Source organism: Sulfitobacter sediminilitoris (genome assembly GCF_010667575.1).
GTDB classification, from domain to species: domain Bacteria; phylum Pseudomonadota; class Alphaproteobacteria; order Rhodobacterales; family Rhodobacteraceae; genus Sulfitobacter; species Sulfitobacter sediminilitoris.
On the sequence record NZ_JAABNT010000002.1, the window covers coordinates 514428 to 528877 of the forward strand.

Sequence of the window (14450 nt, forward strand, 5' to 3'; positions counted from 1 at the left end):
ACATGAAAGCCGACAAGAATTCCTTGCCAGAAGCGAAGTGGCGGCTTTAGACTTTGGCAGCGCCGGTTATTTTTCGGCGTATTCCGCCCAGTCACATAATTTTTCAGACTTCGGGCCGGGTATTGAATCGATTTGTTTCGAGAACCTTTCTCAAGGTTCCCTGTTTGGGGAAATGATTATGGCTGGCAAGATCAAGGCGTCGGTGGGGCGCAAGGGCAAAAACCTGCCCGAAGATGTCAAGACTGTACAAAACCTGCTTAACGGATTTGCCTCGAAGTTTGGGCTGCCCAAGCTCAAGACGGACGGCGTGCCGGATGCCAAGCTGGAGCAGGCCATCGGAAAGTTTCAGCAAGAGGTCTGCGAGATGCGGGCGGATTACCGTGTCGATCCGGGACGCAACGCGATGAAGAAGCTGGTCGCTGGGCCGGCCAAAGCGGAGGCGGAGCGGAAGGCGAAAGAAAAGGCGTTCTACGAGACCATCAGAAAGGAGATGGACAGGGCCCGGGCCGAGATCGAGGCTTCTGCGGCGCAGATGCTCAAGAAAGCGGGGCTGCCCGTCAACCTCGCGCACGATTTCGCGATGTCGGCGACTGCGCCGCCCTTCAACCATGTGTTCATTTGGGCGTCGAACCTGAAACCGGGAGACCTGACGCCCGAGCAGATCAAGCAGAATGCGAACGCATCGGTAAAGGACGCGAAACGCACGATCGAAACTTTTGTCGCGGATGCTGTTCGAAAGCGGGACGAGGTGCGCGCCAAGATCGCGGAAGAGCGGGACAGACTCCTCAAGGCCGTGCGCGAAGAGGTGCGGAAGAAAGCCAAGGAATTCGGGATGCCGGTCGACAAGATCGAGCAGACCTATGCGGAAGTGGAAAAGACCGTCGAGGCATCCATCAAGAAGATTTTTCCGGGCGAGAAGGACATTTTCGACTACACGCCGAAAGATATTGCAAAGCTCGGCCAGCAGGTTCTCAAGGAAGGCTCAAACCATGTCAAATTGGTGATCGGCAACGCGGTGAAGGTACGGCAGATGGTTCTCAAGACCATCGCGTCGCAGCGCAATTCCACGCTGAACAAGCTGAAGAAAGTCGCCGAGGCGCAGGCCAAGAAGGCGGGGCTGCCGCTGAAGTCGGTCGAGATGCTCTATGGTAAGTACGAGAAGATCGCCAAGGAGCAGTTCGACAAGTTCACGGAAGATGAAACCGAGCTGTTCGGAATGGACGTGAAGGACGTTACCGATTTTGCCAGCAAGGTGATGGGTGAGGTCGAAGGCGGGATGAAGGCCATTGCCGACGAGGCGGCCAAGAAGCGGTCGAGTGTCGAGAAGGACCTGATCAAACAGATCAAGGCCAAAGCCAATGCGATGAAGCTGGCGGCCAATCAGGTGGACGAGATCATCGGGGATATCGGCAACTTTGCCGAAGACCAATGGGACTGGCTGATGGGCCGCAGTTCGGGTGGGGACGTCAAGGACATTGGCAAGTTGGCGGGCGATGTGGCGAAAGAAGCGGCATCGCATATGTCAGACCTGCTGAAGGAAGCAGAAGAGCGCCAGCGCGAGGGTGAATCCGGTGAGGATGCCAAAACGCCGATTTTGTTGCGCGGGTCGGAAGAAGGGATCAAGCAGGGCGGGTTCAGCTTCAAGGTGTCAGGAAAAAGCCCTGATCCAAAGTCCAAGGTTTTGTTGATTGTCGGCAAACCAAGTTTGCAGCTCGACATTACAAAGGGCTTCAGCAAGGCGCAGATGGTCGAGTTGTTCAAGCTGATTGATCAGGGGAACCTGTGGAGCAGCACGATTGATTTTTATGCAATCGAGACAACGGACGGGAAACCCGACAAGCGGACGAAATCCAAGACACTCAGCCTGCGTGCGCCAGTGGCGCCCTTTAAGGGAACCGTGTCCCTGAAAGGTCTGGGGGCCGACAAGGGCATGATATATACCGGCAACGGGAAGGGGCGGTACCTTTATACGACCCCGATCAACGGTTGGTATTTCCTCAAGTACGGTCCGAACTTTGAGCGTGATCCAAAGATGCGCGGATTTGACTGCATCACCTACGTGGGCAGCGCCAACAAGACCATGGCCGGAATGAGTGGGCGCGGCGACGGACTGGCGAGCCACCTGGGCGCGAAAAAGGTCAACATGGAAGGCGTCAGCAAGGAAGACATCGTCGAATTTTTCAAAGGTGACGGCAAAAGCGGGACGTATATCGCGTGGTGGAAGACCCATTGCATCGCTGTGGTCAACGGGGTGGTCCATGAGTTTTCCCAATCCAAGGGCGGTTTCAACAGCAAGGCGGCGGCCTCCTATGGCTGGCCCAAGACCGGAAACTACGCACGCAAGCTTTGAGTTCTTGACCGCGCATCGCATCGAAGAGAGCATCCTGCTGAACTGAGGTGTTTGTGATGCAGCAATCCGATGCTTTCTGGAACGTGACGGCCCCAGCCGGGGAAAAGGGACAATCGCTCAAGGGTGATCTGACCTGCGACGTTGCCATTGTGGGCGGTGGCTTTACCGGGTTGCGTGCGGCCCTGATGCTGGCCGAAGCCAGAACAGACGTCGCGCTGTTCGAGGCGGGGGATATTGCCAATGGTGCTTCCGGGCGGAGCGGCGGGCAGGTCAACCCCATGCTGCCGGTATCGAAACCCGATGATCTGCGTGCGGCTGTCGGGCCCAAATATTTTGAAGCATTGGCAGAGGCCGCGCTGCGGTCTGCGGATGACCTGTTCGAGTTGGTCGAGCGGTATCAGATCCGGTGTGAAGCCCGGCAGAAAGGGTGGCTGAGGGCGGACCATTGCGAGGCTGCCCGCAAGGTCAGCCAGGAGAATGCAAAACTCTGGAACAAGCTGGGCGCGACATTCGAGTTTGTCGGGCGGGATGACGTCACGCGGATGACGGGCGCGCGAGGCTACGGCTCGGGGACTGTGAACACACGCGGCGGGGCGGTACAACCGTTGGCGCTGACGCGGGGATTGGACCGGGTGGCACAGGCGGCGGGTGCAAAGGTCTTTAGCCACGCGCCGGTTCGCAAGCTGAGCCGCGAGGGACGTCAATGGATTTTGGCGGTCAACGGTCACCGCGTGGCGGCACGAACGGTTATCATCGCGACGAATGGATATGCGGATGATCTGGTGCCGGGGCTGAAGCGTACCCTGCTGCCGCTGACGTCGATCCAGATCGCGACGGAACCATTGGATGCGGATCGGTTGGAGCCGCTCTGCCCGGCAGGACATACAATATCCGACACCCGCCGTCTTATCATGTACTGCCGTCGCGAACCGGGGGGGCAGTTTATCTATGGGGGCATGGGCTACCGAACGCCGACAGGCGGGGTTGGCGGATGGTCATGGCTGCTGAAGGATGCCCCGCGCATTTTCCCCTCCCTCAAGGGGGTGAAATGGGCGTATCGTTGGGGCGGAACTGTGGCGCTGACACCTGACCGTGTGCCTCATCTGCTTGAGCCCGAGCCGGGGCTGATTTGCGGGTTGGGCTATAATGGACGCGGTGTTGCGATGAGCCTCGTGATGGGGCGCGAGATGGCGCGCCGTGCCTTGGGCGCTGCGATTGAGGAGTTGCCGTTTCCGCTTGCCCCGATGAAACCTTATGCGTTTCGCGAGCCACAGGTGTTGGGCGCGGGGCTTGCGATGCGCTACTGGCGGATATTGGATCAGCGCGAGGCCAGACGGGGCTGATATTCCCTCTGTGCGGCCCGGCCAGGTTGTAAATTTTTTTGACGCAAAGGGAGTCGCTGGCGCGTAGTGGTGCCAACTTGTACAAAAATCTATTTCAAGGACACTGCCATGTTCCCCGAAGATTCTCCGCTTCTCGCCGCCTTGGCCTCATACGGGTCTGACGAGAGACTTTACACCAGCACCGTCACCTTCCGGTTCATGCCTGCTGGATCGGAGATTGACGATGGCGATCCGAACACGCCAAACGAGGTTTCAGTGGGCTGGTCCGAGCCAAATATGCAGTACGTGAGGGGTACATTCGACTATATTTCCAGCGTGGTAGACCTGACCTTTGCCGAGACGACGTCGAGCGATGCGACGATATCGTTCTACGAGGTAGCGGAGTTCAGTGACGATACTGCCGGATATGTTACTTTCATCTCGGAGGGGATTTCCATCGCCGTGATTGGCAGCCAGTTCACCGGGCCGGTTGCCTTTGACAATGACTACACAACAATCATCCACGAGATTGGCCATGCCATCGGGTTGAGCCATCCGCACGACGGTCCGGCGGTCCTGCCAGGGGTTACCAGTCAGGATGACAAGGGTGATCTGAACCTGAATACCGAGTTCACGACGCGGATGTCCTACATTCCGGGAGAATCGCCCTCAAATCCGGGCGTGGATATCTGGGGCGAGGCGAACACCTTCGGGGCCATCGACATCGCAGCGCTGCAATTGCTCTACGGGGCGAACACGCAGACCGGGCTTGGTGACACGGTCTATGGCGACACCCGCGACCTAGTCACGATCTGGGACAACGGCGGCTTTGACCGGATCGACTTTTCCTCTGCGACCGAGGATGCAGTCATCGACCTTCGGGCGGCGACGTTGCAGTTCGAGGTCGGCGGTGGTGGCTATCTCTCCTACATCTCGAGCCGGAACGGAACGGTGGCGGATGGCGGCTATGCCATTGCCTACGGCGTCGAGATCGAGAACGCCATGGGCGGTGCCGGTGCGGATATGCTTATGGGCAATGCACTTGCCAATACATTTGTCGGCGGCGGTGGCAATGACGTGATCGACGGTGGGGACGGCCGGGATACAGGTGCGTATTCCGGCAACCAGTCAAGCTATACACTTACCCTCAGCGCGCAGACCACGACCCTGGCGGACCGCAGGGGCACGGATGGTACCGATACACTGGTCAACATGGAGTTGCTGACGTTCGGTGATGCTGCTGTCGCACCCTTCGACCTGACAGTTTTTGCCGGGACGACAGGGCTGTCTGAAACGCAGATGGAAAGTTTCATCGAGCTATACATCGCGTACTTCAATCGCGCGCCGGATGCCGTGGGGCTGAATTTCTGGGGCACTGCTTTTGCCAGTGGGACAACGCTTGAACAGATGGCCACCCTGTTCACCGATCAGGACGAGACCCGCGCGACCTATGGTCCCGAACTCAGCAATGCGGACTTTGCGACAGCTGTTTACGGCAACGTTCTGGGTCGGGTGGCCGATCAGGCGGGTTTTGACTTCTGGGTTGGTGTGCTGGACAGCGGCGCACGGACAAGGGATCAGTTCATTCTGTCGGTGCTGGAAGGGGCCAAGGCGGCACCGTTTGAGGGTGCGCCAGCGGACTTTGTCGCGCAGCAGATCGCCGACCGGCAGTATCTGAGCACCAAGACCGATATCGGTGCCTATTACGCAGTGATCCGGGGCATGTCTGACGTAACGAATGCGACCGCGGCGATGAATGCGTTTGACGGGTCGGCTGCTGGCATCAACGCGGCCGTGGCGGCGATAGACGGGTATTTTCAGGCAGCGCAGGATGGTGACACGGGCCAGTTCCTGATGCCGCTTGTCGGGGTTCTGGACGATCCCTTTGCAGGGATGGTCTGAGGACGTCTAATATCGAGGCGGTGTCAGTCCAGATTTTGCCGGTTTCGGCAAACTGGACTCATCAGTCTGGCCCAATTGGCAGTTTATTCTTTGGGCAAGTCACCCTCCTGTTGTGCCAAGCGGCCATCATTGGGGCAGTCGGTTGGCGCGTGCCCTGTCAAAGTACGGAATTCATTGCCCTTGGGAGAAAGAACGGACATGGTGATTTCGGACTTAAGTCAAAGTGCTCAAGAAACGAGATTCAAAGTTTCATTTGAGTAACGGTGGCTCGAACCAGACCCAAGACAAATCGACCAAAGGGTCGATGCAACGAAAAGAATACCGAACGCTAAGGTTCGGATAAATGATCAAAAGGGAGAACACTATGATCAAGAAGACAGCAACAGGATTTGTGGCAGGTGCCGTGATGGCGATGACCGGTCAGGCCGCGTTTGCCGACGGACACGGTGAGATCACCGTCGCATATTTCCTCGAATGGCCCATGCCTTTCCTTGCCGCAAAGGCAAACGGCGAATACGAAGAAGCGCTGGGCAAGAAGATCAACTGGGTGTCTTTTGAGACCGGTACAGCGATGTCTGCCGCGATGGCATCGGGTGACGTTCAGATCTCAGTTTCACAGGGTGTGCCACCCTTCGTTGTTGCCGCCTCGGGTGGTCAGGATATTCAGGTTGTCGACGTTGCGGTAAGCTATTCCGACAACGACAACTGCGTGGTCCGTGCCGATCTTGAGATTGACAAGGACAGCGCCGGTGAACTGGCAGGCAAGAAAGTAGCCGTGCCACTGGGCACTGCTGCGCACTACGGCTTCCTGCGCCAGATGGACCACTTTGGTGTCCCACTCGACAGCCTGCAGATTGTTGACATGGCACCCCCAGAAGGTGCTGCCGCCCTCAGCCAGGGTGCAGTAGATTTCGCCTGCGGCTACGGCGGCGGTCTGGGCCGGATGAAAGAGTACGGCAACGTGCTGCTGACCGGCGACGAGAAAGAAGAGCTGGGCATCTTGGTGTTTGACGTCACTTCCGCACCTGCGGCCTATGTGGCCGAGAACGGCGACGAGCTGGCGAAGTTCCTTGCCGTGACAGCCAAAGCAAACGCACAGTGGAACGGTGGTGGCCAAGACGATATGCTGCCCGTGATCGCGGAAGAGTCCGGTATGGACCTTGATGCTGCGAAGGCGTCGATCTCGACCATGAAGTTCCCAAGCGTCGATGATCAGCTGTCACAGGCATGGCTCGGTGGTAACGCCGCCACCTTTATGAAGGGCGTCGCGGACGTATTCGTTGAAGCGGGCTCTATTGATGGTGCGCTGGACAGCTATGAGGGCGCGGTGAACACCGGACCGCTCGCAGCTGCCAAGGGCATGTAAGACACCATAGGATGCGGCCCTTCGGGGCCGCATCCTACTTTACGATACTGAAACAGATCGAGGTGGGGCAAACCCCATCCATTGGCTTCAACGCCGAAGCCGGAAAGCCAGGGACAATGACCGGATTAACCATCGACAATATTTCCATGCGCTTTGACCTGCCCGATGGCGGGCATGTTCAGGCGCTCAAGAACGTGTCGCTTGACCTTAAGGCGGGCGAATTGCTGAGCGTGCTGGGGCCGTCAGGCTGTGGCAAGACAACGCTGTTGAACATCGTGGCGGGCTTTCTGGCGCCGACCGATGGCAAGATGATCCTGAACGGACACGAAATTACCGGGCCGGACGCAGAACGCGGCATGGTGTTTCAGCAAGGTGCGCTGTTCGAGTGGATGAGCGTGCGCGAGAACGTCGGCTTTGGCCCGTCGATGAAGGGGATGCCGAAGGCCGACAAGGCCAAAACGGTGAACCACCTGCTGGATGTCGTGGGCTTGCAGGATTTCAAGGAAAAGGCGGTTTACGAATTGTCGGGCGGGATGCAGCAGCGTGTGGCGCTGGCCCGCTGTCTGGCGAATGACCCCGACGTGATCCTGATGGATGAACCGCTGGGCGCGTTGGATGCGCTGACACGGGAGAAGATGCAAAGCCTTGTGCTGAAGCTGTGGAAAGAGACCGGCAAAACGATCATCCTGATCACGCACTCGGTTGAGGAGGCGCTGTTGCTGGGCGAACGGCTGATCGTGATGGCGCCGCGCCCCGGGCGCATTCACAAGGAATACCGCCTGCCCTTTGCAGAGCTGGGCGTGAACGCGGACCTGCGGGAGGTCAAGAAGCACCCTGAATTTGGGCCGCGACGTGAGGAGATCCTCAACATGATCTGGGACATGGAAGAAGAGATCATGGGCACCAAGGAGGACGCGGCATGACCGGTATCTTTTTCCTCCTGATCTATGTCGCGATATTCGCAGGCAGTGCCTTTCTGGTGACCAAGGTGCTGGCGAAAGGCATTCGGGATTACACCTCTCTGAAGACAGTTACCTTTGGCGACGAAAGTGCTGTGCGGCCCAACCGGGCGGCGGGCGTCATTTCCATTTTCACGATCTTCCTGATGTGGGGGATTTTCACGGGCTCCAACCTGTTGCCCTCCTTCCTGCATGCGCCGGGACCCTTCTTGGGTGAGACAAGCTTTACCTACACAGCGCAGGTCGAGGGGCAGGCACCCGATGATGCTGAGGTCACGGTGATCGTGCATCCCCGTGGTGAGCCAGCCGAGGTACCAGAGGTCGATCCCGGTGACGGTTTTGCCAAGAATGACGCGGTTGCGATTGCGCAGTGGCGGACGGGTTTGATCACGGTCGATAAGAATGATGAGCTGACCAAGAAAGATGGCGCGCAAGTGATCGCGATCAACGGGCAGAAGATTGCGCCGGGGCAGACAGTCCGCACAGCTGATGGTTCGGTGACGCTTTCTGACAAAGGTACACCAAACTTTGAGCCCTCAAAGGGTTGGCAGATGGAACCGCTGTATCTGCCAGCACCTGAGGAGGTCTGGACCCGGTCGGTGCAGATCGCGAAAGACGGTTTCCGAAACTTCACGCTCTTGGAACATCTTGGATATTCTCTGTTCCGGGTTGTGGTTGGATTCGTGTTGGGGGCCATCGTGGGCATTCCGCTGGGCTATGCCATGGGTCTGTCGAATTGGTTCAGGGGGTGGTTTGATCCGATTGTGGAATTCATGCGTCCGGTGCCACCGCTGGCGTTGATCCCGCTGGTGATCATTTGGGCGGGTATCGGCGAGGCGGGCAAGATCATCCTGCTGTTCCTTGCCGCCTTGTGGATCATGGCGATTGCGGCGCGTTCTGGGGTTTCCGGCGTGAAAATCTCGAAGGTGCATGCGGCCTATTCGTTGGGCGCGTCGAAGTGGCAGATCATGCGCTACGTGATCATCCCCAATTCCCTGCCGGAAATCTTTACCGGTGCGCGGGTTGCGATGGGTGTCTGCTGGGGCACCGTGGTCGCGGCAGAACTGGTCGCAGCCGAGCAGGGGGCGGGGATGATGATCATGACCGCGTCCAAGTTCCAGAACACGGACATCGTGATCATGGGTATCATTCTGATTGGCGTGATTGGTTTCGGCATCGACATGCTGATGCGCGCAGCCGAGCGGTTCCTGGTGCCTTGGAAGGGCAAGGGCTGATATCCAGACCTGCCAGTTTCTTCAAAGGGATCAGATCAGAATTTTGAAGACTCTGGGCTATTAAAGAAAACGCCGGAGAAGTTTCTCCGGCGTTTTTTCTGGCGCTGATGTTGCGATTTCTTGGCAGCTAACGGGAAGACGCGCGCGTTACTTTCCGCGTTTTGGCGTCGCGCCACCGCTCTTGCCGCCCTGTTTGCCGATTTTGTTGGGCGGCGTGAAGCGTTTGGACGGATCAGCGGCGCGCTTGTAGCTTTTGCCACCCTCTGCCTTGTCTTCACGTGGCTTGAACGGCTTTCCGCCCTTGGGTTTGCTCCCCTTGCCACCGTGCGGGGCATCGGCCTTGGGGCCCTCTTTCTTCCAGACTGCCTTGGCCTTTGGCTTTGAGTCGCCGTCAGCTTTTGGTTTCGGCTTGGCCCCCGGCTTCATCGGGCTGCGCTCTGTCTTGTGGGACTTTGGCGGACGTTCGCCCTTGGGCTTGCGGGGGGTGTCGAACTTTGGTTTCTCCGAGCGCGCAGCGGGTGCGGCAGCTTCTTCCGGCGCACTGCGTTGTTTGCGCGGCGCAGAGGATGCGTCGGGATCGTAATTGGACTTGCGATACGGCTTGCCACCCGGTTTGGGGCCGCGTGCGCCCGGGCCTTTTCCGCCGGGCCTGGGGCCGCGCGGCAGGTCAGGGGCCTTGTCGAGTTGAGTCACGACAGCGCCGTCGTCGACTTTCATGTCCGGGCCAAGGGCGTTCTTGAACTTCTGCGCGGAACTTTCAAGAATTTCGACAAAGCTGTGATCTTGCTGCACGCGGATCGCGCCGATGTCGTCTTTGGTCAGATCGCCGCGCTTGCACAGCATTGGCAGCAAAGTACGCGGCTCTGCCCCGTCATTGCGGCCGGTTGAGACGGAAAACCAGACAGTTGGACCAAAGCTGGGGCGGGGGCGGTCGTCCTTGGTTCCGGGATCAGTGAGGTCCTCGGGGGCCGACGCGCGGGCGCGATAAAGATTGACGAAAGCAGCGGCAAGCTGTTCGGCGGAGAATTCTTCAGTGAGTTTGGCAACAAAGGCTTCGGCGTCTTCCGGTACTGGGTCAGACCAGGCTGGATCGCTAAGCAGTCGTTCTTCGTCTGCGGCATTCACCTCGGCGGCGGAAGGTGCCGAAGCCCATTCCGCCTTGAGCTTGGCCCAGCCCAATAGGCGGTTGGCCTTGGTCTTTAACTTTGGCGGCACGATAAGCGCGGACACACCTTTGCGACCCGCGCGGCCCGTGCGGCCAGAGCGGTGCAGGAGGGTGTCGGCATTGGTCGGCAGATCGGCGTGGATCACCAGTTCGAGGTTCGGCAGGTCAATGCCACGGGCAGCAACATCCGTCGCGATGCAGACGCGGGCGCGGCCATCGCGCAGGGCTTGCAGGGCATTGGTGCGCTCGGATTGCGTGAGTTCGCCAGACAGGGCCACAACAGAGAAGCCGCGATTGGTGAACTTTGTCGTCAGACGCGCGACAGCGGCACGGGTGTTGCAGAAAACGATGGCATTCTTGGCTTCATAGAACCGCAGCACGTTGATGATGGCGTTTTCGGTGTCGCGCGGGTGGACGTTCAGCGCGCGGTATTCGATGTCGGTGTGCTGCTTTGCCTCGCCTACGGTGGCGATGCGCTGGGCGTCGCGCTGATAGGACTGGGCCAGCTTGGCGATGGCCGCAGGGACAGTGGCCGAGAACATCAGTGTACGGCGGTCTTCGGGGGCCTCGGAAAGGATGAACTCCAATTCATCGCGGAAACCAAGGTCAAGCATCTCATCCGCTTCATCCAGCACCACGGCACGCAGATCGCCAAGGTCAATGTTGCCGCGCTTGATGTGATCGCACAGACGGCCCGGTGTGGCGACAACCACATGCGCTCCACGGTCAAGCGCACGGCGTTCGGTGCGTTGATCCATCCCGCCGACGCAGGTGGTGACGATGGCCCCGGCCTGACCATAGAGCCAGCCAAGTTCGCGGCTGACCTGCATGGCCAGTTCGCGGGTGGGTGCGATAATCAGTGCCAGCGGCGCGCCGGCGGGGCCGAAATGCGTGTCCTCGCCCAGCAGGGTAGGTGCGATGGCAAGGCCGAAGCCCACGGTTTTGCCTGATCCGGTCTGGGCCGAGACCAGCAGATCGGCCTCAGTCAGTGCGGGGTCGGTTACGGCCTCCTGCACGGGGGTCAGTGTGTCATAGCCTTGGGCGGCAAGCGCATCTGCGATTGTCTTAATCACGATCATGTCCTGTTCTGGAACGGCTTGGCCCATCATAGACCAAGAGCCTTTGGCGGGGCCAAGGCGTAAGTTTCGGCCGTCGGTAAGCCTTTGGTGCACAAATGTACATGGTTTTGTTTGCCTACGATTCATGCGTGCGGGCGTTCCGCTGCTTGGTCCTAGCCATTCGCCTGCGCAGTTTCTTGGATTTTCCTCATCAGATGATGTAGCCTGAGACACGGAGGGTACCATGAGCAGAGACTTGAAAGACGCCTTTGGCGGGCGCGCCCCTCTAGGTAAACACCCGGCTGCAGCGACGATTGAAGATGTCATCACCTTCCAATTGCATATTTTGGTCGCCATCGGGGAGCGTGCGGGTCAGCATTGGTCGGAACGGATGTTTGACCTGAGCCTGAACGAGTGGCGGTTGTTGGCGCTTGTGAAGGCGCGTGGACCCTGCCGGGCCAGTGACCTTGCCGATCTGTTGTTGATGGACAAGAGCCAGACCAGCCGCGTGATCAAATCGCTGCAGAAAAAGGATCTTATCCAGAATATGGCTGATCCGACCGATGGCCGGGCTGTGGTTTTGAAGATCAGTCAGAAAGGCAACGCGCTTTACAAAGATGTTTTTGCCGAGGTGATGAACAGTAATGAACGGATTCTGGCCGCTTTGAGCGTTGAAGAAGTGGAGGCGTTTGAAAAGACGCTGAAAAAGCTGATCGGACATTCGCAGGATCTGCTTGAGGTGCGTCTGGGCCGCAAGATCGTGCGTTAGGCGCATCCGAGCGGTGGGTGGCCAGCGGCGGAAATTTCTCCGGCTTCTGTAATGTCAGACTGGAAGTTTGCAGGGCGCTGCGCTATCTTCACAAAAAGAACAAAACATGAACAATGGAGGGATGCATGCCAACCGATTCTCCCAATGCGCAGGTGATTTCCCTGTCGTCCAAACGTCTGGTCACGGATGTGCCTGCCCCCAACGGCGGCGATGCGGTGCTGCGCGATGTGCTGTCGGGCGGCCCTTTCGACGGGGCGGTCACGGGTTTCGTGTTGTCCTGTCTGCCCGACAGCGAAGCGCCTGTTCTGTGGGTCAGTTGCCGCATGTCGCGGCGCGAGAACGGGCGGCTTTATGGTCCGGCCCTGCGCCAGTTCGGCTTCAAAGGGCATGTGCTGCGGGTCGAGGTGAGCCATCCGCGCGACGTGTTTTGGGCGATGGAAGAAGGTGCTGCCTGTGCCGGGCTTTCGGCGGTCGTGGGCGAGATTCACGGCGCGCCGGAGGTGCTGAGCTTTACCGCGACCAAGCGACTGGCGCTGCGGTCAGAGGCATCGGAGGTGCCGGTCTGGCTGATCCGGTCTGGCGATCACGGCGCGCTGAGTGCGGCGCGCGAGCGCTGGCGGGTATCGTCGCTGCCGTCGGAGGTACATCCGTGGAACCGGGCAGCGCCGGGTCATCCGCTGTGGGAGGCCGATTTGTTCCGCGCACGCGGCCGTGCGCCGGGCGTTTGGGATGCACGTCATGAGCCCGCAGCCAGATGGGCAAAGGATCGTCTCCGCCTTCTTTCCCGATCTGGCGATGGACCGGTGGCGCAGGATCACAGCCCAGCAACGGAGCTTGCCCGGGGATGACGTCCCTGTGGTGCTGTCTGAACAGGGCACGCATGGGCCGGTGATTTATGCGCTGAGCGCCGAGGCGCGGCGGCGGGGGATCGTTGAGGGCACGCGGGTGGTCGACGTGCAGGCAATCCACCTGGATTTGCACGTGGAGCGGTCGGACGCCGAGGGCGACCGGAAGCTGCTCGATCGCGTAGCGATTTGGGCGCGGCGCTGGTGCCCGTGGACCGTACGGGATGGTATGGATGGGGTAACGATGGATATCACCGGTGCGGCGCATCTGTTCGGCGGCGAGGCACGGATGCTGCGGGACATGGGCGCAAGGTTCAAGATGCAGGGATTGAGTGCGCGGCTGGCGGTGGCGCCCACGCGCGGGGCAGCGCAGATGCTGGCGCGTCATGGCGGCGGCGGGGTGATCTGCGGACCCGATGATCTGGCGGTGGCGGTGGCGCCCTTGCCGGTGGCAGCGCTCAGGATCAACGCGGATACGGTGCGGTTGTTGCAGCGGCTGGGGCTGAAGACGCTGGGCGCGCTGATGGAGGTGCCGCGTGTGGCGCTGATGCGGCGGTTCGACCGGGTGGCCGAAGAGTTCAATCCGCTGGTGTTGCTCGACCGTGCGCTGGGGCGGACGGCGGACCCGCTCAATGCGCCGGAGGATGCGGTGCGCTGGCTGGCACGGGTGCGGCTGGCCGAGCCGGTGATCGACCCGGTGCCGCATCTGGATGCGTTGGCGGCGGACCTGTGTCGGCAGATGGCCAAGGCAGAGCTGGGTGCGCGGCGGTTGCGGTTGACGATCTACCGCGTGGATGGCGAATGGCGCTCGCGCGAGGTGGCTTTGGCCTCTGCCAGCCGGGAGGCGGCGCATCTGGTGCGGCTGATGGCGGGCAAGCTGGAAGGGATCGACCCGGGCTTCGGGTTCGATCTTTTGACGCTGGAGGCATTGAGGGTGGAGCCGCTGGCGCTGCATCAGGATCATCTGGATGGCGCGCGGGATGCCGGGAAGGATGTGGCGGCGCTCTTGGACCGGCTGACGGCGAAGCTGGGGCCCGAAAAGGTGACATGGTCGGCGTGGTGTCAGAGCCATGTGCCCGAAAGGGTCGAGGGGCGTATGGCGACTTTGGCAGGAGCGCCGGAGGCTGTGATTGAGGTCGCACGAGAGCGACCCTTGCGCCTTTTGGAGCCGACCGAAGAGATTGTCGTTCTCTATGCCGTGCCCGAAGGGCCGCCAGCGCGGTTTCGCTGGCGACGGGTGTCCTATCTGACGGCGCGCTACGAGGGGCCGGAGCGGGTGTCGCCTGAGTGGTGGCGGGACCGGCCGGGGACCCGGCTCAGAGATTACTACAAAGTCGAGGTGGGGGACGGGCGACGGTTCTGGATCTATCGCGAGGGGATATTGGGGGACGGACGCGGGGGCGATCCGCGCTGGTTTGTACAAGGGATTTTTGCGTGACGACGCCCCGCCCGCGGTCCCGTCTAGAGAGAGATAGAGGT

The 14450-nt window shown here is 59.9% G+C and carries 10 protein-coding genes; 9 read left to right on the top strand and 1 reads right to left on the bottom strand.

Going from position 1 to position 14450, the window contains the following annotated elements; genetic code table 11:
- Positions 1–178 precede the first annotated feature (178 nt).
- The 6 genes from GV827_RS05380 (at position 179) to GV827_RS05405 (ending at position 9134) form a co-directional block, all read left to right on the top strand.
- Positions 179–2350: a peptidoglycan-binding domain-containing protein gene (locus GV827_RS05380; RefSeq protein WP_164352660.1), complete on the top strand. Its 2172-nt coding sequence runs from the start codon at positions 179–181 to the stop codon at positions 2348–2350.
- A 56-nt stretch (positions 2351–2406) separates the two neighbouring features.
- Positions 2407–3693, top strand: coding sequence for an NAD(P)/FAD-dependent oxidoreductase (locus GV827_RS05385; RefSeq protein ID WP_164352661.1), 1287 nt, complete (start codon positions 2407–2409; stop codon positions 3691–3693).
- A gap of 108 nt (positions 3694–3801) precedes the next feature.
- Positions 3802–5574, top strand: coding sequence for a DUF4214 domain-containing protein (locus GV827_RS05390; protein ID WP_164352662.1), 1773 nt, complete (start codon positions 3802–3804; stop codon positions 5572–5574).
- A gap of 364 nt (positions 5575–5938) precedes the next feature.
- Positions 5939–6940: a taurine ABC transporter substrate-binding protein gene (locus GV827_RS05395; RefSeq protein WP_164352663.1), complete on the top strand. Its 1002-nt coding sequence runs from the start codon at positions 5939–5941 to the stop codon at positions 6938–6940.
- 116 nt (positions 6941–7056) lie between these two features.
- Positions 7057–7863, top strand: a complete 807-nt coding sequence (locus GV827_RS05400; protein ID WP_164352664.1) for a taurine ABC transporter ATP-binding protein — start codon at positions 7057–7059, stop codon at positions 7861–7863.
- Between the two features lie 5 nt (positions 7864–7868).
- Entirely contained in the window at positions 7869–9134 is a 1266-nt protein-coding gene (locus tag GV827_RS05405; protein WP_164352723.1) for an ABC transporter permease, read from the top strand.
- Between the two features lie 147 nt (positions 9135–9281).
- Here the strand turns inward: GV827_RS05405 and GV827_RS05410 are convergent, their stop codons facing one another.
- Positions 9282–11372 carry a DEAD/DEAH box helicase gene (locus GV827_RS05410; protein ID WP_164352724.1) on the bottom strand — a complete coding sequence of 697 codons (2091 nt, stop codon included), beginning with the start codon at positions 11370–11372 and terminating at the stop codon, positions 9282–9284.
- A 229-nt stretch (positions 11373–11601) separates the two neighbouring features.
- Between GV827_RS05410 and GV827_RS05415 the strand changes: the two genes are divergently transcribed.
- From GV827_RS05415 to GV827_RS05425, 3 genes are all read left to right on the top strand, one after another.
- A complete protein-coding gene (locus tag GV827_RS05415; protein ID WP_164352665.1) occupies positions 11602–12126 on the top strand; it encodes a MarR family winged helix-turn-helix transcriptional regulator in 525 nt (174 codons plus the stop codon).
- 125 nt (positions 12127–12251) lie between these two features.
- Positions 12252–12974 (top strand): ImuA family protein, encoded by a 723-nt coding sequence (locus tag GV827_RS05420; protein ID WP_164352666.1) that lies wholly within the window; start codon positions 12252–12254, stop codon positions 12972–12974.
- The gene (locus tag GV827_RS05425; RefSeq protein ID WP_235930242.1) at positions 12865–14409 is read left to right on the top strand and encodes a Y-family DNA polymerase; all 1545 of its coding nucleotides are present in this window, start codon (positions 12865–12867) and stop codon (positions 14407–14409) included. Before GV827_RS05420 ends, GV827_RS05425 begins: the two co-directional genes overlap by 110 nt.
- Positions 14410–14450 lie beyond the last annotated feature (41 nt).